Source organism: Streptomyces violaceus (genome assembly GCF_036014075.1).
GTDB classification, from domain to species: domain Bacteria; phylum Actinomycetota; class Actinomycetes; order Streptomycetales; family Streptomycetaceae; genus Streptomyces; species Streptomyces violaceus.
Genome location: NZ_CP107911.1, coordinates 2,779,848 through 2,800,427, shown reverse-complemented (window position 1 = coordinate 2,800,427; position 20,580 = coordinate 2,779,848). Strand labels below are relative to the sequence as shown.

The following is a 20,580-nucleotide window of genomic DNA, read 5'->3' as shown; positions in this document are numbered from 1 at the left end:
GCCTGCCGAACATTGGTGCGCAGACGTTCGATGTCACACTCCGCAGACTACCGCTCACAGCCCGAAGCGACGCTGGAGGTCCCCCAGCTGTCCGGGAAGACGCGGTGCGCCGGATTGACCGGGCGGGGCGCCGGATGCCCCGCCGCCGGGCACACCGGCCTGGTGCGGAACGGACCCCGTGGCCTGCTCGGCCATCAGGGTCTCGGACGACTGGAGCAGCACCGTGCCGGCGCCGACGAACTCGAACTGGTGCTCCTCGCCGGAGACCCCTCCGAGGCCCGTCAGCGCACGTAGACCGCCCATGACGCCGGTCATGTACCCGTGGTCGTAGTGGTGGCAGGGCGAGGGGCAGTCGGCCCAGCCGACCAGGGCCTGGGGGTCGACCCGGATGGGGGGTTCCATGAACACCACCGGGCCGTTCGACGCGGCCACGAACTTTCCGGTTCCGATGAGTGTCAGAAAACCCGGCACGATTGATTGCTTCAGCGCGAGAGTTGGCTGAAAAGCGAGGAGGTTGCCCGAGCGAATGGTCAGGTTGCCGTCCTCGAGGTCGAACGAGTTCACGTCGAAGGCCCGGTCGGCGAGGAGCATCTTGCCCGAGCCCTCCGCCACGACCCAGTCGCTCGCGTGCAGAGGCGAATGGAACGACGTACGGACGAGACGGTCCAGCCGGCCGTGCCCGACGCCGTTGAAGTCGATCGAGCCGTAGTAGGCGATCATCTTCCCCTTCTGCAGGAACCACTGGCTCCCCTTCAGTTCCACGCAGAAGGTGTAGGGATTGACGTTGTCGTCGGGCGGCAGCGACGCCGGGTCGAAGACCGCGGGGCCGGCGCCCGGAGTTCCGTACGTGCTCACAGCTTCTCCTCCGACGCCTGGACGTACACCGCACCGCTGCCGCTGAGCTCCAGCTGGAAGGCCTCGCCCGAGCCGCGGCCCATCATGTCCCGCCAGCCCAGGGCGGTCGACAGTTTGTTGCGGACGTCGCCGTGGTGGGCGACGTAGGCCTGCGGGTCCACGTGCACCGGGCGTTGCGGGGTGATCGGGAGCTCGATGACGCCGCCGTGGGCCATGACCGCGACGGCCCCGTGTCCCTTGAGCGTGGTGGTGAACAGTCCCTGGCCGCTGACCTGGCCGCGGACCATGCCCATGACGCCGCCCTGCGAGCCGAGGAACATCGTGCCCTGCTGGAGCGAACCCTCGAAGGCCAGCAGGCGGTCCGCCTCGACGTACAGCGTGTCGCCGGCGAGCCGGATCACCTGGATGTGATGCCCGCCGTGCCCGAAGAGGACGGTGCCGCTGCCCTCCACGGTCATCAGCGGCGTGTCCTCGTCGGCGACCCGGCGGCCGATCATCGACATGACCCCGCCCTGGCCGCCCGCCGTGTTGGGCGTGAAGGACACCTCGCCCTTGTACGCGAGCATCGCGCCGCGCTGACTGAACAGCCGCTGACCGGGCGTCACCGTCGCCTCGACCATCTTCGCGTTGATCTCCCGGAAGGCCATGTCACACGTCTCCCGCGATCGTGTTCCGCTCGCTCGGCTGCACGTACACCAGCCCGTCCCCCTCGAACCGCATCTGGAAGGCCTCGCCGCCGCCCTCCCCGAGCAACGTGCGGAACGTCACACCGGACTGGAAGGACTGCCGGAGGTTGCCCTGGTGCGCCACATAGGCCCCCGGGTCGACGGTCAGCGGATACTGCGGACTCACCCGCAGCACCACCGCCGGCCCGTCCGACATGATCGCCGCCTGGCCGTGGCCCTCGACGGACGTCGTGAACAGCCCGTTGCCCTGCGAGGCGCCGCGCAGGCCGGTGAACTCCGTCCCCGTGCGCAGCCCGCCGTCGGTCGCGAGCAGGTTGCTCGACTCGACGTAGAGCTTGTCCCCCTGGAGGCCGACCAGGTTGATCTCGGAGGCGCGGTCCGCGAACCAGCAGGTGCCGCGCCCCTTCACCTCCATCAACGTCATCTGCTCACCGGTCAGCCGCCGGGTCACCATGCCCCGGATGCCCTCGCCGCCGCCGCTGAGCTTCTTGAAGGCCATCTCGCCGTCGTACGCGACCATCGAGCCGTTCTTCGCCTTCACGGCATCTCCGGTCATGTCGACGGCGAGCACCTTGTTGCTCTGAAGTCGGAACATCGCCACGTACGGGAAGGTAGCCGCAGGCCGGGTCCCGTGGACAGGGCCCGTGGGTGGAGAAAGTCCCTGATCGCACCCTTAGGGGCCTTGGAGCCGGACCCCGGGCCCAGGGCCCTCCGGCCGTTTGCCACAATGGGCGAGACGCTTGTGCGTGCGTTCACAAACCCATTTACAGTCCAGCCCGTCCAGCCCGTTCAGACCGCCGCGTCTCTCCCACCGAAGGTGACCCGTGGACCTCAAGACCGCCACCGCCCTCCGCCGCCTCCGCCTGGTCTCGGCACCCGAGGCGATCTCCTTCCTTCTCCTGCTGGCCTGCTCGGTGCTGAAGCGGACCACGGAGTTCAATGCCGTGCCGGTGATGGGCATGGTGCACGGTGTTCTGTTCATCCTGTATGTGATCTTCTGGGCCGACGCGTGGAACCGGACGAAGTGGCCGGTGAAGACCGCCGCGCTGTACTTCGTCCTCTCGGTGCTGCCGACCGGCGGCTTCTTCGCCGACCGCAAGCTGCGGCGTGAGGCCGAGGACGCGGTCATCGCGTCCCGGGCGCGCAAGGAAGGGGCCGTGAGCGCGTGATCGTCGCCTTTTCCGTGACGCCGCTGGGGGTCGGTGAGGACGTGGGGGAGTACGTCGCCGACGCCGTGCGGGTGGTTCGCGAGTCGGGGTTGCCCCACCGGACCGACGCGATGTTCACGTCCGTCGAGGGTGAGTGGGACGAGGTCATGGACGTCGTCCGGCGTGCGGTGGCCGCGGTCGAGCGGCGGGCGCCCCGGGTGTCTCTCGTCCTCAAGGCGGACATCCGGCCCGGGGTGACGGATGGTCTGACCTCCAAGGTCGAGACGGTGGAGCGGCATCTCGCCGAGTAGGCGTGCGCGAGAGCAGAAGTGACGACGGGAACCCTGGTCCGATGCGGGCCGGGGTTCTTTCGTGCTGAGGCCGGACATCGAAGCCGCTGAGGCTGCCGCAGGCATATGCGTATCCCCACCCACCTGGACGCCCTCAGTTCGACAGCACCCCAAAGGTCCTCTTTTGTATGGGTATCGAGGTAGCGCGCTTCGATCAGGCCTCAATGACTGGAGGGCACTGTGCGGCCGGAGGGCTACGACTACGACTCCTACAGCCGACTCGCCGGACCGCTCACGGAGCCGTCCGGTGAGGAGTACCGGGTGCAGTACGCCTCGCTCCTCGCCCGCGAGCCCCGCCGAATACGAGCCGTCCTCCTGATGTGCCTCGCACCGCTGCTCACCGGTGCCCTGCTGGTCTACCTCGTCTGGCCCACCCACTGGGTGGAACGTGAGGGCGCCCAGCGCTGGCTCATCGGTCTCGACGTCACCATGCTGATGGCGATCGGCCTCATCGAACTCTTCATGCTCGTCAACGTCGCCTCCGTCGCCCACGCCACGATGGTCGCGTGCGACCCCGTACCCGTCGTCCCCGAACCAGGCACCCGCGTCGCCTTCCTCACCACATACGTCCCCGGCAAAGAACCCCTCGCCATGGTCCGCGCGACCCTGGAAGGGGCCACCCGCATCCACCACACCGGCCCCTTCGACGTCTGGCTCCTCGACGAGGGCAACGACGCCGAGGTCAAGGCCATGTGCGCGAAACTCGGCGTACGCCACTTCACCCGCCACGGCATCCCCGAGTGGAACCGCGACACGGGTGTCCACAAGGCCCGCACCAAGCACGGCAACTACAACGCCTGGATCGCCATGCACGGCGACGCGTACGACTTCTTCGCGTCCGTCGACACCGACCACGTCCCGATGCCCAACTTCCTGGAACGGACGATGGGGTACTTCAGGGACCCCGACGTGGCCTTCGTCGTCGGCCCCCAGGTGTACGGCAACTACCACAACCCCGTCACCAAGGCCGCCGAGTCCCAGCAGTTCCTCTTCCACGCCCTGATCCAGCGCGCGGGCAACCACTATCGCGCCCCCATGTTCGTCGGCACGAACAACGTCGTACGGATCTCCGTCCTCAAGCAGATCGGCGGGCTCTGCGACTCCATCACCGAGGACATGGCCACCGGCTTCGAGATCCACCAGCACCGCAACCCGGGCACGAACCGCTTCTGGCAGTCCGTCTACACCCCGGACGTACTCGCCGTCGGCGAGGGCCCCGCCTCCTGGACCGACTTCTTCACCCAGCAGATGCGCTGGTCGCGCGGCACCTACGAGACGCTCATCACGCAGTACTGGAAAGCGCCCCTCAGCATGCCGCCGGGCCGCCTGCTGTCCTACACGCTCATGCTCGTGTACTACCCGATGACGGCCGTCAACTGGCTGCTCGGGATCTTCAGCTGCTTCCTCTTCCTCTGGTTCGGCGCCTCCGGCACCGAGGTCGCCGTGTCGGTCTGGATGATGCTCTACAGCGACGCCGCCGCCTGCCAGATCGGGCTCTACCTGTGGAACCGCCGGCACAACGTCTCACCGCACGAACCGGAGGGCTCGGGCGGCCTGGCCGGCATGGGGATGTCGGCCCTGTCCGCGCCGATCTACCTCAAGTCCCTCAGTGAGGCGGTCATGCGGCGCCCCAGCCGGTTCGTCGTCACGCCCAAGGGCGACGACGCCTCCCCCGACCAGCTGGCCACGTTCCGTATCCACCTCTTCTGGGCGGCCCTGCTGGCCACGTCCCTGGCCGCCTCGGTGGCCCTGGACCACACGCACGCGGCGATGCGCACCTGGGCCGTGCTCGGCATGGCCATCTCCCTGGCACCGGCCGCGGTGTGGGCCGCCACGGTCTGGAAGGACCACCGGGAGCACCGGCGGCTCGCCGACGCCGACGCCCAAGCACCGGCACCGGAACAGGTACACGAGCAGGTGCCCCCGCACCCGCACCCACGCGTGCCCGAAGGCAACGAGCCCGCCCCCGCCCCGGCTCTCGCCACCGCGTCCCCCTCGGCCCCGGTCTCCGGCACCACGACAGGAGGCAGCTAGGCAATGGCCTACCAGCTCTCGAAGAAGACCAAGAAGACCGTCCTGGGTATCGGCGGCATCGCGGTCCTGGTGGGCCTCAACGCCCCGGCCGCGCTGGACTTCGTCTCCACGCAGTACCACGAGTACAAGATCGCCCAGCCCGAGTACATGGCGAAGTACGGCTCCTGGACCCAGCTCGACATCCCGGAGGAGTACCGCACCAACGCCATCCACGCGGCCCTGCTGCACACGGGCAAGGTGCTGATCGTCGCCGGGTCGGGCAACGAGCAGCGCAAGTTCGACGAGGGTGAGTTCGACACCGTCCTGTGGGACCCGGAGAAGAACACCTTCAAGAAGATCCCCACCCCGGAGGACTTCTTCTGCGCCGGCCACGCCCAGCTCCCCGACGGCCGCCTGCTGGTGGCCGGCGGCACCGCACGCTACGAACGCCTCGGCGCCGAGGTGACCCGGGCCGGCGGCGGCATGCGCGTGAAGAACGAGAGTCCCGACAAGGCGGTGTTCCTGAAGAAGGGCACCCGCTTCCGCTCACCGGCCGGCTTCGAGTACGTCACCAAGTTCGACGTCACCGTTCCGAAGGCCAAGCGCAGCCAGAAGATCACGTACAACAGCCGCGGTGTCATGAAGCCCTGGAAGACCAAGGTCACCGCCAGCGAGGCCCGCGTCTGGGTGGAGGCCGTGGACAAGGGCCCCCTGTCGGCCACCCGGAAACAGGCGCAGTACGACATCGTCGGCCTGACGGGCAAGGCCCGCGACAACGCGTACGGCCTGTCGGAGAAGATCACCCTCGACAAGCAGGACTTCCAGGGCATCCGCGCCGCCTACGAGTTCGACCCGAAGGCCGAGAAGTACATCCCCGTCGACCCGATGGACAAGGCGCGCTGGTACCCGACGCTCGTCGGCCTCGACGACGGCCGGGTCCTGGCGGTGTCCGGCCTGGACGACGTGGGCATGATCGACCCGGGCGACAACGAGATCTACGACCCGGAGACCAAGAAGTGGTCGCCGGGGCCCAAGCGGTACTTCCCGACGTATCCCGCCCTGTTCCTCACCAAGGGAGGCAAGCTGTTCTACCCGGCCTCCAACGCCGGTTACGGGCCCGCCGACCGGGGCCGTGAGCCGGGCCTGTGGGACCTGGAGAAGAACACGTTCCGCAAGGTGCCGGGGCTGACGGACCTCGACCAGACCGAGACCTCGGCCTCCGTGCTGCTGCCCCCGGCGCAGGACCAGAAGGTGATGATCCTGGGCGGAGGCGGCGTCGGCGAGTCGAGGAAGGCGACCCCGCGCACGGCCGTCGTGGACCTGAACAAGGACAACCCGGCCTTCCGGGAAGGTCCCGACCTGCCGCAGGGCACGCGCTACCTGAACAGCGTGATCATGCCGGACGACACGGTGTTCACGTCCAACGGCTCCAGGGACTACCGCGGCCGCAGCGCCAGCAACATCCTCAAGGCACAGTTCTACGACCCGAAGAGCAACACCTTCCGGGAGGCCGCCGCGCCGAGGGTGGGCCGCAACTACCACTCCGAGGCGCTGCTGCTGCCCGACGGCAGGATCGCCACCTTCGGCTCCGACCCGCTCTTCGACAACCAGCAGAACACCAAGCTGGGCCACTTCGAGCAGCGCATGGAGGTCTTCACCCCGCCCACGCTGCACAAGAACCCCCGGAACCGCCCCGTACTGAAGGGCGGGCCGACGAAGCTGGACAAGGACCACAGCATCACGTTCCGTACGGACCACCCGGAACGCGTGGCCGCGGCGCGGCTGATGCGGCCCAGCGCGGTCACCCACACGACGGACGTCGAGCAGCGCTCCATCGAGCTGGACATCACCAGGAAGGGCGGAGCGGTGACGTTCGAGGTGCCCCGCGACCCGGCCCTGGTCCCGCCCGGCTGGTACATGCTGTTCGTGACGGACGGCCAGGGCACGCCCTCGCGGGCCAAGTGGATCCACGTGGTGTGAGCGGGGGCCGGATCAGTCCTTCGCGTTGCGCGCCAGCTCCAGGGCGTACTCCGGCCACCAGCGTCCGGCGTCCGGGCCGCCCTCGCAGTCTCCGTCCGACTCGCCGGGCCGCTTGATCCACAGGTAGGCGTCCAAGGCCTGTTCGCCGGTGTAGGTCGTCGGCGGGGTGCCGAGCGCCCGGCCCGGCGGGTTGCACCAGACGCCGGGCAGGGGTCCGTTGCCGTTGCGGCTGGTGTCGACGACGAAGTGCTTGCCGTCGAGGGCCTCGGAGAGCTGGACGCCGAACTCCGTGGTCACCTCGTTCGTCTGGAAGTTGGAGACGTTGAGCGCGAAACCGTCGGCCTCCTCGATCCCGGCCCGCTGCAGCGGTTCCACCAGCTTGTCCGGCTCCCGGATCCAGTCCGCGTTGCCCGCGTCCAGGTACACCTTGGTGTTCGGCTGCTGTTTCAGCCGGGTGATCGCCTCGCTGAGCAGCTGTTCGCGCTCGGCGTGGTACTCACCGGGCGTGCAGCCGTCCACGACATGCGCGACCGCGTCGGGTTCCAGGACGACCAGGGCCTTTGCCTCGCCGAGGGCGTCGGCGAACTGCCCGATCCAGTCCCGGTAGGTGTCCGCGTCCTCGGCCCCGCCCGCCGAGTGCTGGCCGCAGTCCCGGTGCGGGATGTTGTACGCGACGAAGACCGCCGTCTTCCCCTCCTCGCTCGCGGCCGAGGCCGCCGCTCTCACCATCGGTGCCGGATCGAGTTCGCCGGCCGGCCACAGCGCGACGGGCCGGTCGGCGATCCGCCGGATCAGCTCGGCGTCCTCCTCCCGTTCCTGCTGCTCCCAGAGCTGCGCCTGCCGGGCCGCGGGGCTCTCCGGGTCGACCCAGAAGGGGGAGCCCGCCGCGTAGCCGGCCTTCGTGGTGTCGTCGCCGGTGTCGGACGCCGTGTCGGCGCGGCCGTGAGCGGACGAGCAGCCCCCAGCGAGACCGAGCACCGCGAGTGCCGCGAGGGCGTGGATCAGCCGTCTCATGCCGCTCCCTGTGAGGAAGGTGACGTTCAGTGATGAAGCCGTTGTCAATAGTTACATACTCGTATGAATCGCTATGTAAAGGACATGGCCTCGCCCTGCCCCCGGATGGCGGAGCCGGAGGCGGCGGACCGAAGGGCGAGACGGGGCTGACCGCCATGTGACCGGCCGGTAAGGTCGGGTTCGTGCCGAAGCCGCTCAGTCTCTCCTTCGATCCGATCGCGCGCGCCGACGAACGCTGGAAGCAGCGCTGGGGAAACGTGCCGTCCATGGCCGCGATCACCTCGATCATGCGTGCCCAGCAGATCCTCCTCGCCGAGGTCGACGCGGTCGTCAAGCCGTACGAGCTGACGTTCGCGCGGTACGAGGCGCTGGTACTGCTCACCTTCTCCAAGTCCGGCGAGCTGCCGATGTCCAAGATCGGCGAGCGGCTCATGGTGCACCCCACGTCCGTGACCAACACCGTGGACCGGCTGGTGAAGTCGGGTCTCGTCGACAAGCGGCCCAATCCCAACGACGGGCGCGGCACCCTCGCCAGTATCACCGGCAAGGGCCGCGAGGTGGTCGAGGCGGCCACCCGCGACCTGATGGCGATGGACTTCGGGCTCGGGGCGTACGACGCCGAGGAGTGCGGGGAGATCTTCGCGATGCTGCGGCCGCTGCGGATCGCGGCGGGGGACTTCGAGGAGCAGTGACCCGGGGCAAGATCCCCCGGAACGGGTCGTTACGCTCGACGGCATGAAAAAGAGCGTGCTGACCCGCTACCGCGTGATGGCTTATGTCACCGGCGTGCTGCTGGTCCTGCTGACCCTTGGCATGATCGGCAAGTATGTGCTCGACCTGAACGGCGCGGCCGACTTCACGCGCGTCGTCAGCATCGCGCACGGCTGGCTGTACGTCCTGTACCTGGTCTTCGCCTTCGACCTGGGCTCCAAGGCGAAGTGGCCGGTCGGCAAGCAGGTGTGGGTGCTGCTCGCCGGGACCGTCCCGACGGCCGCGTTCTTCGTGGAGCGCAAGATCAGCCACGAGCTCGAGGCCCGGATCGCGGAGGACTCGCCGGCGCCGGTCAAGGCGTAACAACACCGCCGTACGGACGAACGTGCGGCGGTTGGCCATCGACATTTACTAGGACGTCCTAGTAAATTCGAAGGTATGGACGCTGACGCCATCGAGGAGGGCCGCCGCCGCTGGCAGGCCCGGTACGACGCCGCACGCAAGCGCGAGGCCGACTTCACCACGCTCTCCGGCGACCCCGTGGAGCCGGTCTACGGGCCGCGGCCCGGAGACACCTACGAGGGGTTCGACCGGATTGGCTGGCCGGGGGAGTACCCCTACACCCGCGGCCTGTACGCGACCGGCTACCGAGGGCGTACGTGGACCATCCGGCAGTTCGCCGGGTTCGGCAACGCCGAGCAGACCAACGAGCGCTACAAGATGATCCTCCGCAACGGCGGGGGCGGGCTCTCGGTCGCCTTCGACATGCCGACGCTCATGGGCCGCGACTCCGACGACCCGCGCTCACTGGGCGAGGTCGGGCACTGCGGTGTCGCCATCGACTCGGCCGCCGACATGGAGGTCCTGTTCCGGGACATCCCGCTGGGCGACGTGACGACGTCCATGACCATCAGCGGGCCGGCCGTGCCGGTCTTCTGCATGTACCTGGTGGCGGCGGAGCGGCAGGGCGTCGACCCGGCCGTTCTGAACGGCACGCTCCAGACGGACATCTTCAAGGAGTACATCGCCCAGAAGGAGTGGCTCTTCCAGCCCGAGCCGCACCTGCGGCTCATCGGCGATCTGATGGAGCACTGCGCGGCCGGCATCCCCGCGTACAAACCGCTGTCCGTCTCCGGGTACCACATCCGCGAGGCCGGCGCGACGGCCGCGCAGGAGTTGGCGTACACCCTGGCGGACGGCTTCGGGTACGTGGAACTGGGGCTCTCGCGCGGCCTGGACGTCGACGTCTTCGCCCCCGGGCTCTCCTTCTTCTTCGACGCGCACGTCGACTTCTTCGAGGAGATCGCCAAGTTCCGTGCGGCGCGCCGGATCTGGGCGCGGTGGATGCGGGACGTGTATGGGGCGAAGAGCGAGAAGGCGCAGTGGCTGCGCTTCCACACCCAGACGGCCGGGGTCTCCCTCACCGCGCAGCAGCCGTACAACAACGTCGTACGGACGGCCGTGGAGGCGCTGGCGGCCGTGCTCGGCGGGACCAACTCGCTGCACACCAACGCCCTCGACGAGACGCTCGCGCTGCCCAGCGAGCAGGCGGCGGAGATCGCGCTGCGGACGCAGCAGGTGCTGATGGAGGAGACCGGGGTCGCCAACGTGGCCGATCCGCTGGGCGGTTCCTGGTACGTCGAGCAGCTCACCGACCGGATCGAGGCGGACGCGGAGAAGATCTTCGAGCAGATAAGGGAGCGGGGGCTGCGGGCCCACCCCGACGGGCAGCACCCGATCGGGCCGATCACCTCCGGCATCCTGCGCGGGATCGAGGACGGGTGGTTCACCGGGGAGATCGCCGAGTCGGCGTTCCAGTACCAGCGGGCGTTGGAGAAGGGCGACAAGCGGGTCGTCGGTGTCAACGCCCACCACGGGTCCGTGACCGGGGACCTGGAGATTCTGCGGGTCAGCCATGAGGTGGAGCGGGAGCAGGTGCGGGTGCTCGGCGGGCGGAAGGCCGGGCGCGATGACGCGCGGGTGCGCGCCGCGCTCGACGCGATGCTTGTCGCTGCGCGCGGTGGCGCCAACATGATCGAGCCGATGCTGGAGGCTGTGCGGGCCGAGGCGACGCTGGGGGAGATCTGTGGGGTGCTGCGGGACGAGTGGGGGGTGTACACCGAGCCTGCCGGGTTCTGAGTGCTCGGCGTTGGGCTGGGGCGCGGGTGGGTGCGCAGCCCGGCGTGGCGGGGTGCCGCCGCTGCGCCCACCCGTGCCGCCCTGGGGGTACCTCCCAGGCCCTCAAGGCACTGGGGGAGGCGCGATTGCCCGCAGCTAGGCAGCTAGGCAGCTAAGCGGCTAGGCAAGGCCCTGCAGGAGCACCCGTGTGAAGCTGCGGACCCATTCCTCGTCCGCCGGTTCCGCGCTGACCAGGGTGCGGTGGACCACCGCTCCCGCGACCATGTCGAAGATCAGGTCTGCCGTGCGTGCCGCTGTTTCCGCGTCCGGCTCGGGGGGCAGCTCGCCTCTCGCCTGGGCCCGGGAGCGACCCGCCAGGACCAGTCGTTTCTGGCGCTCGACGACCGACTCGCGAATGCGTTCGCGCAGGGCGTCGTCGCGGGTGGCCTCCGAGACCACCGCCATCAGACCGCTCTTCGCCTCCGGGCGGGCCAGGATCGTGGCGAACTGGAGGACGACGCCCTCGATGTCCGCGGCCAGCGAGCCGCTGTCCGGCAGCTCCAGCTCGTCGAAGAGCTCCGCCACCGCGTCGACGACCAGCTCGTTCTTGCCCGCCCAGCGGCGATAAAGGGTCGTCTTCGCAACCCCGGCGCGAGTTGCGACGTCTCCCAGGGTGAGTTTGGACCAGCCCAGTTCCACCAGTGCCGCCCGCGTGGCGGCCAGGATCGCGGCGTCCGCCGCGGCGCTGCGCGGGCGCCCCGTGCGGCTGGCTGGGCTGCGGCTCTGCATGCCATGACCATAACCGGCGGTTCCTGTGTGGCCGTGAGGGAGATCACCGGGGGGTGGTGGTCCGGCGGTCCGGCGTGGCGTTACGCTACGTCTCGTAGCGAAAGCCCGTGAAGGACGTACACGGGCTTCGGCGACATGGCGCGGGGTGGGGACCCGGCGCCGAACGGGACCCGACCAGCCCGGCTATCACGCCGTTTTTCACACGCGCGCGCAGTACGGGGGAGGATAGACGCATGCAGCCACGGAACATGTCCATGAGCGGAGTCGTCGACCTCGCCGCGGTGAAGGCGGCCCAGGAGGCCAAGGCGAAGGCGGAGCAGGCACGTGCCCAAGCCGCCCGGGACGGCGGTACGGGGGGAATCTCCCCGGCCGATCTCGTCATCGACGTCGATGAGGCGGGGTTCGAGAACGACGTCCTGCAGCGGTCCGCCGAAGTACCCGTCGTCATCGACTTCTGGGCCGAGTGGTGTCAGCCCTGCAAGCAGCTGAGCCCGCTCCTGGAGCGGCTGGCCGTCGAGTACAACGGCCGTTTCCTGCTCGCCAAGATCGACGTCGACGCCAACCAGATGCTGATGCAGCAGTTCGGCATCCAGGGGATCCCCGCGGTGTTCGCGGTCGTCGCGGGGCAGGCCCTGCCGCTCTTCCAGGGGGCCGCGGGCGAGGAGCAGATCCGGGGAACCCTGGACCAGCTCGTGCAGGTCGCCGAGCAGCGCTTCGGCCTGACCGGCCTCACCGTCGACCCCGACGCCGTGGCGGGCGGCGCCCCGGCGGCTCCCGAGCGTCCGGCCGGCCCGTACGACGCGCTCCTCGAGGCCGCCGTACAGGCGCTGGACTCGGGTGATCTGAGCGGTGCCATCCAGGCGTACAAGAACGTACTGAACGAGGACCCGGGCAACGAGGAGGCCAAACTGGGTCTCGCCCAGGCCGAGTTGCTCCAGCGGGTGCAGGGCGTCGACCCGCAGCAGGTGCGCAAGGACGCGGCCGACAAGCCGGCCGATGTGCAGGCGCAGATCGCCGCAGCCGACCTGGATCTGGTGGGCGGCCATGTCGAGGACGCCTTCGGCCGGCTCATCGAGACCGTGTCGCGCACGGTGGGTGACGACCGGGACACCCTGCGGATGCGGCTGCTGGAGCTGTTCGAGGTGGTCGGGCCCGAGGACCCGCGGGTGATCGCGGCACGCAGGGCCCTGGCGCGCGCCCTGTTCTGACCAGTCGTTAAACACGCGGGCTTGTGGTGCCCACGTGAAAGATTTGCCCACGGAACGTCACTGCGGCCGCGCTTTACCAAAACTTGGTAATCGCGGCCGCTGTTACTACGAGTAAGTCGCGGGCGTTGATCTGTCGGTTTCTGTCCATCGATCAACAGCTTTGTACTGCCGGTGAGGGCCACCCTGTGTCGTCGGCCGAGACCGATGGGTCGTTGTTCGGTTATCCGGCCGTTACTAGCCAGTAACGAACCCCCTTGTGCGGGCGGCGAGAATGCACCACGATCGGCCACGCTCGGTCCATTCCCGTACCCCGGCAGCCGGTTGGGTCGCGGGACGTCCTGGGTCCCCACCGAGCAGAGCCGGCGGCAGTGGCGCCGGCTCTTGGACAGGGGGGTCTTCGCCCATCCGGCGAAGCCTGTCCAGCAGGGTTGTGCGTGATGCGTGTCAGGCGCGACCAGTGGTTGTCGCTCGGGGGTGATCGCCGGTGATTCGGGCGCGAGTTGCGCCGCCGAGTGCAGGCGCTCTCCTTCCCGAGGACGTAGCACTTCTCCCATCCCTGCCCGGCTGAGCCGCTATTCGGGGCGAGCCAGGACAGGAGATGTACGTCCGAGAAGGAGGAAATATGGAGTCCCAGGTGCGTGGCGGGACCAGATGGAAGCGGTTCGCTGTGGTGATGGTGCCCAGCGTCGCCGCTGCGGCATGTGTGGGTGTCGGACTGGCGCAGGGTGCGCTGGCCGCGTCGTTCAGCGTTTCCGGGCAGCAGTTCAAGGTGTCGGCCAGTCACCTGCACGGTGAGGGTTTCGCTCAGTACGGCGGAATCGACAGCGTCTACACCTCGACCGACGGTGAGAAGAAGACGCAGGTTCCCGTCGCGATCTCGTCGTTCGACGACGCGACGATCAGCAAGATGTGCCAGTCCGTCGCGACGCCGATCCCCCTCATAGGCAAGACGGTCTACCTCCGTCTTGAGGCGGGCAACGACGCCAAGAAGCCGGTCAAGGCCGAGAACCTCTACATCGACGTCGCCCAGCTCGACGCCGACGCGGAGTTCAAGGACATCGACATCGGCGTCGCGGTCAAGGACAAGACCCGTGGTCCTGCGGTCAAGGACACCAAGACCACGCTGCCGGGCGGCTTCGCTCAGCAGGCCAGAGAGGCCGACCTCTACGGCGTCAAGCAGACGGCGTGGGCGACCACGGCGGGCACGTTCAAGCTGAGCGGCCTGTCGATGAAGCTCGGCATGGACAAGGGCATGGAGTGCTACTGACAGCCTCCGTCCCACGGGTGTCCGGGGGCGGCTGACCCGTCCCCTTCGAGGGGCGGGGAGGCCGTCGCTTCCCCGTCCCTCGGGCCCGGCCCTGTGCTGGGCCACCACACAGACTTAGACTTTCCGGCTTCTCCACACGCCTAGGGCCGAGCCGGTACGTACCTTCATCGGACCGAGGGAGCTGTTTTCCATGAGTGCCGAGACTCCGGTCCAGAGCGCCGGGACTTTCGCCCGGTTGCGTCGGCGATTCCGTGACTGGCGGGGCACCCGGCCGTTCTGGGCAGGCCTGTTCACCATCCTCGGCGGGGTGCCGATCGCCTACTTCCCCTACGCCACACTCAAGTTGGGGACCATGTCGCTCACCATGGCGACCACCGCGGGTGCCGGCTCCCTCATCATCGGGGTCCTGCTGATCACACTGGGCCTGACCATGTGGTTCCAGCATGCGACGCGGGTCTTCGCCGGTGTCGCGGCCATCATCCTCGCCCTGGTGTCGCTGGTGGTCTCCAACATCGGAGGCTTCCTCATCGGCTTCCTGCTGGCGATGCTCGGCGGCGCCCTCGCCGTCGCCTGGGTGCCGGGCAAGACGGAGGACACGGGGAAGGGGCCTCGGGCGGCCGGTCAGGGCCCGACGGGAGAAGGAGCCGTGGAGCCCGCTCCCGAGAGCGCGGCCGGCGAGCCCGGTGAGACGCGCCTTCCGTACGGCACCGGCGACAGCGGCCCGGCGGACGGCGTCAAGTCCGAGGCCCGCAACGGGGGGTATCGTGTCGGCTGACCACCGCGACGGTTCTCCCGCCGCCCAGGCGAAGGCGAGAACGGGGCCACGTCACGCGGCTCCCAAGAAGCCGCTCTTCACCCGGTTCCAGATGCCGGCCGGCAAGGCGATAGCCATGGCGGCGATGCCCACCGCGGTCCTCATGGGCATGGGATTCACCCCGACGCTCGCCCTCGCCGACGAGCAGCCGTCGACCTCAAACAGCCTGAAGGCCGACGAGTACAAGGACTGCCTCGCGGCGATGGAGAAGGACAAGGACGGCGCCTCCCCGTCGCCCTCGGCGAGCGAGAGCGAGGCCGCGGGCGACGAGGACAAGGGCACGGCCGAGCCGGCTCCCTCGGCCTCCGCCGGCTCGGACGCGGGTGCGGACAAGGACGACTCGTCCTCTTCGTCGGATTCAGGTTCCGACGACAAGGGCGACACGACCGAGCCCACCCCGACCCCTTCGGCATCCGAGGGGACGTCGGGCGAGGACGACGAGGCGACACCCAGCCCGTCGCCGTCCGAGAGCGGCGGCAACGTCCTCGAGGACATCGGCGACGCGATCGGCGGCATCTTCAACGGCGGCAAGTCCACCGAGAGCCCGAGCCCGACGCCCTCCGCGTCCGCCTCGCCGTCCGGGGACACGAGCAAGGCCGAGGACACTGAGACGTCCTCGGACACGAGCGCGGACGACGCGTCCGACGCCGTCAAGAAGACGACCGACACGGTCGAGGACACCGTCAAGGACACGACGGACGCGGCGTCGAAGGCGGCCGGGGACACGACCAAGGCCGTCGAGAAGGCGGCCGAGGACGCGGCGGGGAAGGCCACCGCCTCTCCCAGCCCGTCCGCGAGCCCCTCCGTGGACCCCGAGGACTGCCCGGCCGCCACGGACGCCGAGGGCGGGGTGGACAACGAGCTCCTCGTGCCCGACGAGCCCTGGCGCCTGGAGGCCAGCTCCCTGAAGCTGCATGGCGCCGACTACCAGGGCATCGTGCAGGTGAAGACGGCGAGTGGTGCCACCAAGAAGGTCCTGAAGTTCGTCATCTCCAAGGGCACCGAGATCGGGGACCTGCACCAGCTCGTCACGGACAAGCAGTCCGGCAAGACTCACCACGTCCAGGCGGCCAAGGGGTCGACGTCCACGATCACCGACGGCAAGACGGTGATGTACACGGAGAAGATCTCGGGCAACCTGCTCGGGCTGGTCCCGCTCACGTTCGACCCCGAGCACCCGCCGCCCCTGAACCTCCCGGAGATCTACTTCACCAACGTGAAGGTCACCCAGGCCGGCCAGTTCGGCGGCACGCTGACCGTGCCGGGCTTGCATCAGTACATCACCGACTGACGCCGCCTCCGAGGCCTCTCCGGGAGCCGCAACAGACTGTGCCCCGCCGGGTTCGACCCGGCGGGGCACAGACGCGTTTTCTGCCGATGGGCGGGTGCCCAGGGTCAGTCGTCCTCGCCTTCCTCGTCCTCTTCGTCGTCGTCGAAGCGCGGCAGGACGTCGGTGTCCATGCCGTACTCGCCGAAGAGGTCGACCAGGGCTCTGGTCATGGCGTCCAGACCGCCTTCACGGACGATCACGAGGTCGGGGATCCGCAGGTACAGGCCGTCGGCGCACTCGCCGGTGGTGGACCGGTCGTCCATCACCTCGGCGATCTTCCGAAGGGTCATGAACGTCGCGGTCCACCCCTTGCCGCCACGGGCGCGGATGACCGCGTCGACGTCCTCGACGGTGTCGGCGTCGTCATCCAGGGCGAGTACATAGGTGACGGAGAAGTCGGCCGTCTCCACGGTCACCAGTGGCTCATGAGCCATAGATCTTCAGCAGCTCCTTGATGACGTTCGGCTCGTTGGGTTTGTCGGACTTACCGATGATCTCGAAGCCACCGTCGACCTCGCGGAAGAAGAGCCGTGCGCCAGCGTCGCCCCGAAGGTACCGGATGCCGTGTGACAGCGCCTTGGAGCCCCTGCCCGGCTGGTCGTTGCCGTCCATGAGCTTGTTGATGAGCTGGTTCATCTCGCGCTGCACGGCCTGGTTCTTCGTGGATTTCTCGGCGAGCTTGGCGAGCCTGCTGTTCTTGCCGAGCGCCGAGGTCACGCAGATCTTCGGCTTGCCGGCGGAGGCGGCAGTCGGGGCCTTGCCGGCGGGCGTGACGGAGAGTGCCCCGGCCTTCGCGGAGGCACCGTGGAACGCGGCCCGCTGGGCGGCGGCGCCCTCGGCGATCGGAACGAGGCACGCTACGGCGCTCTGGCCCTTCTTGACCCGGTCCAGGACCGTACGGAGCCGGTCCATGGTGTCCTTGGCCTTGTCCAGGCCTTCCCAGAAGGAGTGGATGCCGCTGCTGACCCGGTAGATCGCCTTGGCCACCGCCGGAACCTTGGTGACGGCCGCGCCGACGAGGATGACGTTGACCAGCGTCCACAGGCAGCCCTCGACGTCGCGCTTGGTGAAGCACTTCTTGGCGTCGTCGTAGCCCAGCTCGTCGAGGAGGATCTGGCCGCCGTTGGCGACCACCCAGTCGATGACGTCCATGGCCAGGAGTTGCTTGGCCTTGCGGAATTCGTCCACGCAGGACTGGCCGCACTGGGCGAGGAGCAGGGCCTCCTCGTCCTGGGTGAGGTCCGGCCCCGCGTCGGGCTTGGGGCCCTCCATCGCCGCCTCGCGGGCTTCCTCCTGCTCCTTGAGGAACTCGGCCTCGGCGCGGTCGGCCGCGGCGTCGGCCGCCTTCGCGTCCTCGTTGGCGTTGGCCGCGGACTTCTCCGCGGTGTCGGCGTCCCCCTCGGCCTGGGTGGCCGCCGAGTCCGCGGCGCCGGCGTCGCGGGTGGCGGCGTCGGCGGAGGCGCGGGCGTTCACGGCGCTCTTCTCGGCCTCGGTGGCCTCGTTGTTCGCCGCGGCGGCCTCGCTCGAGGCGTCACGGGCGGCGCTGTCGGCGTAGAACCAGTCCGTGCCTGCCTGGGCGACGTACTCGCTGGTCCTGGCGTCGGCCTTCTTCGCCGCTTCGGCGGCTTCGGCCGCCTCCGCAGCCGAAGCCCGGGCGGCTGCCGCGGACTTGAGGGCGGCCGCCGCGTCGGCCGCCGCTGCCGCTGCCGCCTGCGCGGCGAGCTTGGCGTCGCCGGCCGCCTTGTCGGCCAGCGCCTTGGCGTCGGCCGCGGCCTTGGCCGCCGCCTTGGCCTTGGCGTCGGCCGCGGCGGCCTGCCGCTCCGCGATCGGCTTGGAAGTCTGGCCGACGAGCACCGCGAACGCGGCCGAACTGTCGGTTTCCTTGTACGGAGTTCCGATGGCGATGGCCTCGTTGGCGGGCTTGATCACCTCGGTGGCCGAGTCGCGGGCCGCGGAGGCCGCCTGGCCGGCCGCGTACGCGTGTCCGGCGGTCACGGCCGCCCAGGCCCTGGTCTTGGCGGCCTCGGTGCGGGCCGCTTCGGCCTCCTGCCTCGCCTCCAGGGCGGCGGTCTGGGCTTTCTTGGCCTCCTGCTCGGCCTTGGCGGCGTTCGCCGACGCGGCCTCGGAGGCGTCGATGGCCTCGGCGGCAGCGGCGTGCGCGATGGCGCCCGCGGCGGCGGCCGTCTGATAGGCCGACCACGCCTTGTCGGCGGCCGCGCGGGAGCGCTGCGCCGCGGCATCGGCACGGGTGGCGGCGGCGCGGGCGTTCTGCGCCGCGGTGCTCGCCTCGCCGGCGGCGGTGTTCGCCCGGGTGGCTGCGGAGGCCGCGTCGTCGGCGGCGGCTCGGGCGGCGGTGGCCGCCTCCCGGGTCTCGCCCGCGGCGCTGGTGCCGACGGCCGCCGCGGCGGCCGACTCCAGGGCGGCGGCTCGGGCGGCGGTGGCCTTCTTGTCGCGCTCCGCCTGCTCGGCCTTCTCGCGTGCGGCGGCGGCTTTGCCCTCGGCGAGGAGCGCCACACCGAGTTGCTTGTCGGCCGTCCTGGCGGCTTCCTCCGCCTTGGTGCGCGCGGACCCGGCCGTCTCGCGCTCGTTGGCCGCGCGCTGCTCGGCCGCCTGCGCCTTGGCACGTTCGCCGGCCGCGGTCTTACGCTCCTTCGCGGCGACGGCCTTCTCCTGCTCGGCCTTGGCGCGCTGCGCCTTGGCGGTCCCCGCCGCGACGCGGGCCGTCTCCTCGGCCGCCTCGGCCGTCGCCTGGGCGTTCTTCGCCTTCGTGGCGTTGGCCGCGGCCTCCTTGGCCAGCGCGTCCGCGGACACCCGGGCCGCCTTCGCCTGGGCGGCGGCCTCCTGTGCGGCGATGCGCCGGAACTCGGTGTTGATGGCGTGCGCCTGGGTCTGGGAGAGCGCGAACAGCGCCTTGCTGTCGGCAACCGTGGCCTTGGCGGCGTTCACCGCGGTCTGGGTGGCCTTCGCCGCCGCCTGGGCCGCTGCGTACGAGGCCTTGGCGACCTGCACCGACTGCTGGGTGTACAGCAGCCCCCGGCCGCGGGGCGTCTTGGCCGCGTCAGCGATGGCGTACGCGTCGTTCTGCGCCGTGGTGGCCTGTCCGGAGGCCGTCTTGGCGGCGGCCACCGCCTTGTTGGCCAGCGTCAGCTGGTCCGCGGCCCGCTTCTGGGCGTTGGCCAGGTCCGCCTTGGCCTGGGTGAACACCGCTGCCTTGGGCCGGTGGATGTTGTCCTTGGGCTGGCCCGCCCAGTACTTCTGCCACAGCAGGATCTGCTCGGCCAGCCACGCCTGCCCGATGGACTCGATCATCGCCTCGGTGGCCTTGCGGGCCTCGGCCGACGCGGTCGCCTCGGCGGCCATGACGGTGGCCCGGGGCTTGGCCTGCGCGGCGTACTCCGTCTCCCACTCCTGATGTGCCGTCACGACCGCCGGGGTGAGGATCCGCCGGGCGTCGACGGGGTTGTAGCTGTCGCAGCCGCCCCAGGCGACCTTGAGGGCCTCGACCTCCATGCGGTACTCGGCCGAGCCCTCCTCCAGCGGCTTGGTGACGAAACCGCCGTGGCGCAGGAAGGACGCGACATCGCTGGCGGTGGTCCAGTTGTAGGGGCCGCGGACCTCGGTGTCCCCGAACATCGCGTCGGCCGCGAAGTCGTTCCAGTCGTCCTGGCCCTTGATGTCGGCGGCGACCTTCTTCGCCTGGTCGACCGAGGCCTTGGTGGGCACGCTGCGGCCGTCCTGTCCGAGCCTGCCGTACAGGTCCCGTTGCGGACCGAGTGTGAAGGCTACGACGTCCGCGTCGAACTCGGGAGCGTGGTACTCGGTGCCCGAGGACCAGCCCGTCTGCGCGTAGATCTTGTTGGCCGTCTCCCAGCGCGTCTTGCGCTTGCGGGACTGGTCCAGGTAGTCGATGACGCCGTCGTTGTCCTTGCTGCGGGCGTCCCCGAGGGTGCCGAGGCCCACCTGGTGCCCTTCCAGGGCCCCGGTGAGTTCGGTGTCGGTGCCGTTGAGGGCCTTGGCGGCCGCGGCCTTGAGGGCGGGGCCGCCGATGTGCAGTGCCGTACCGGCCACGCACCGGTTCGTCCGGGCGTCCACCCCGAGACTGATGCGGAACTGTCCGGCGTCCGGGTCCTCGGCCGGCTCGTCGGCCCGGGCGGGTGCCGCGTACACCAGTCCCGTCAGTACGGCGGAGGCCGCCACCAGTGCGGTGCCGGCTAACCCCCTTGAGCGCAGGGCTCTTCGCATGTCGTCGCCTGTCTGCTGGATGAATGGTCGACCCAGGAGGAGGGCAGGCGGACAT

The 20,580-nt window shown here is 69.6% G+C and carries 18 protein-coding genes; 11 read left to right on the top strand and 7 right to left on the bottom strand.

Features of this window, described 5'->3' with window-relative positions; genetic code table 11:
- Positions 1-54: 54 nt before the first annotated feature.
- From OG542_RS12360 to OG542_RS12350, 3 genes are read right to left on the bottom strand one after another with little or no spacing between them, the layout of a single operon-like run.
- On the bottom strand, positions 55-855 hold the full coding sequence (locus OG542_RS12360; RefSeq protein ID WP_328410638.1) for an AIM24 family protein: 801 nt from the start codon (positions 853-855) through the stop codon (positions 55-57).
- Positions 852-1,502: an AIM24 family protein gene (locus OG542_RS12355; RefSeq protein ID WP_311127787.1), complete on the bottom strand. Its 651-nt coding sequence runs from the start codon at positions 1,500-1,502 to the stop codon at positions 852-854. Before OG542_RS12355 ends, OG542_RS12360 begins: the two co-directional genes overlap by 4 nt.
- Before the next feature lies 1 nt (position 1,503).
- Positions 1,504-2,136, bottom strand: coding sequence for an AIM24 family protein (locus OG542_RS12350; protein WP_184591833.1), 633 nt, complete (start codon positions 2,134-2,136; stop codon positions 1,504-1,506).
- Positions 2,137-2,365: 229 nt separating this feature from the next.
- Here OG542_RS12350 and OG542_RS12345 point away from each other — a divergent pair, with 229 nt between their 5' ends.
- The 4 genes from OG542_RS12345 to glxA all read left to right on the top strand — a co-directional run bounded on the left by OG542_RS12345 (position 2,366) and on the right by glxA (position 7,032).
- On the top strand, positions 2,366-2,710 hold the full coding sequence (locus OG542_RS12345) for a DUF3817 domain-containing protein (RefSeq protein WP_184590377.1): 345 nt from the start codon (positions 2,366-2,368) through the stop codon (positions 2,708-2,710).
- Complete coding sequence (locus OG542_RS12340) at positions 2,707-3,000, top strand: MTH1187 family thiamine-binding protein (RefSeq protein ID WP_189723263.1); 294 nt, start codon at positions 2,707-2,709, stop codon at positions 2,998-3,000. The genes OG542_RS12345 and OG542_RS12340 overlap by 4 nt, the downstream gene beginning before the upstream one ends.
- 219 nt (positions 3,001-3,219) lie before the next feature.
- The gene (locus OG542_RS12335) at positions 3,220-5,073 is read left to right on the top strand and encodes a glycosyltransferase family 2 protein (protein WP_328410635.1); all 1,854 of its coding nucleotides are present in this window, start codon (positions 3,220-3,222) and stop codon (positions 5,071-5,073) included.
- Positions 5,074-5,076: 3 nt separating this feature from the next.
- Positions 5,077-7,032 carry a radical copper oxidase GlxA gene (glxA, locus tag OG542_RS12330; protein WP_328410633.1) on the top strand — a complete coding sequence of 652 codons (1,956 nt, stop codon included), beginning with the start codon at positions 5,077-5,079 and terminating at the stop codon, positions 7,030-7,032.
- Between the two features lie 12 nt (positions 7,033-7,044).
- Here glxA and OG542_RS12325 read toward each other — a convergent pair whose 3' ends face one another.
- Entirely contained in the window at positions 7,045-8,046 is a 1,002-nt protein-coding gene (locus tag OG542_RS12325; protein ID WP_328410631.1) for a glycoside hydrolase family 6 protein, read from the bottom strand.
- A 182-nt stretch (positions 8,047-8,228) separates the two neighbouring features.
- On the opposite strand from OG542_RS12325, the gene OG542_RS12320 reads away from it, so the two are divergent.
- The 3 genes from OG542_RS12320 to OG542_RS12310 all read left to right on the top strand — a co-directional run bounded on the left by OG542_RS12320 (position 8,229) and on the right by OG542_RS12310 (position 10,896).
- Positions 8,229-8,738, top strand: coding sequence for a MarR family winged helix-turn-helix transcriptional regulator (locus OG542_RS12320; protein ID WP_328410629.1), 510 nt, complete (start codon positions 8,229-8,231; stop codon positions 8,736-8,738).
- A 43-nt stretch (positions 8,739-8,781) separates the two neighbouring features.
- Complete coding sequence (locus OG542_RS12315) at positions 8,782-9,120, top strand: DUF3817 domain-containing protein (RefSeq protein WP_189723268.1); 339 nt, start codon at positions 8,782-8,784, stop codon at positions 9,118-9,120.
- Positions 9,121-9,195: 75 nt separating this feature from the next.
- Positions 9,196-10,896 carry an acyl-CoA mutase large subunit family protein gene (locus tag OG542_RS12310; RefSeq protein WP_261678485.1) on the top strand — a complete coding sequence of 567 codons (1,701 nt, stop codon included), beginning with the start codon at positions 9,196-9,198 and terminating at the stop codon, positions 10,894-10,896.
- Between the two features lie 159 nt (positions 10,897-11,055).
- On the opposite strand, the gene OG542_RS12305 is transcribed toward OG542_RS12310, so the two are convergent.
- Positions 11,056-11,664: a TetR/AcrR family transcriptional regulator gene (locus tag OG542_RS12305; protein ID WP_311127792.1), complete on the bottom strand. Its 609-nt coding sequence runs from the start codon at positions 11,662-11,664 to the stop codon at positions 11,056-11,058.
- Between the two features lie 233 nt (positions 11,665-11,897).
- Between OG542_RS12305 and OG542_RS12300 the strand changes: the two genes are divergently transcribed.
- From OG542_RS12300 to OG542_RS12285, 4 genes are all read left to right on the top strand, one after another.
- Entirely contained in the window at positions 11,898-12,872 is a 975-nt protein-coding gene (locus OG542_RS12300; RefSeq protein WP_328410626.1) for a tetratricopeptide repeat protein, read from the top strand.
- Positions 12,873-13,494: 622 nt separating this feature from the next.
- Positions 13,495-14,139, top strand: coding sequence for a DUF6230 family protein (locus tag OG542_RS12295; RefSeq protein WP_189723272.1), 645 nt, complete (start codon positions 13,495-13,497; stop codon positions 14,137-14,139).
- Between the two features lie 190 nt (positions 14,140-14,329).
- Positions 14,330-14,914, top strand: coding sequence for a DUF6114 domain-containing protein (locus OG542_RS12290; RefSeq protein ID WP_328410623.1), 585 nt, complete (start codon positions 14,330-14,332; stop codon positions 14,912-14,914).
- Positions 14,904-16,244 carry a hypothetical protein gene (locus tag OG542_RS12285; protein WP_328410621.1) on the top strand — a complete coding sequence of 447 codons (1,341 nt, stop codon included), beginning with the start codon at positions 14,904-14,906 and terminating at the stop codon, positions 16,242-16,244. The genes OG542_RS12290 and OG542_RS12285 overlap by 11 nt, the downstream gene beginning before the upstream one ends.
- A gap of 104 nt (positions 16,245-16,348) precedes the next feature.
- Here the strand turns inward: OG542_RS12285 and OG542_RS12280 are convergent, their stop codons facing one another.
- Together OG542_RS12280 and OG542_RS12275 are read right to left on the bottom strand one after the other, a co-directional pair.
- Positions 16,349-16,717, bottom strand: coding sequence for a hypothetical protein (locus tag OG542_RS12280; RefSeq protein WP_311127797.1), 369 nt, complete (start codon positions 16,715-16,717; stop codon positions 16,349-16,351).
- Positions 16,707-20,525: a hypothetical protein gene (locus OG542_RS12275; RefSeq protein WP_328410618.1), complete on the bottom strand. Its 3,819-nt coding sequence runs from the start codon at positions 20,523-20,525 to the stop codon at positions 16,707-16,709. Before OG542_RS12275 ends, OG542_RS12280 begins: the two co-directional genes overlap by 11 nt.
- Between the last annotated feature and the right edge of the window lie 55 nt (positions 20,526-20,580).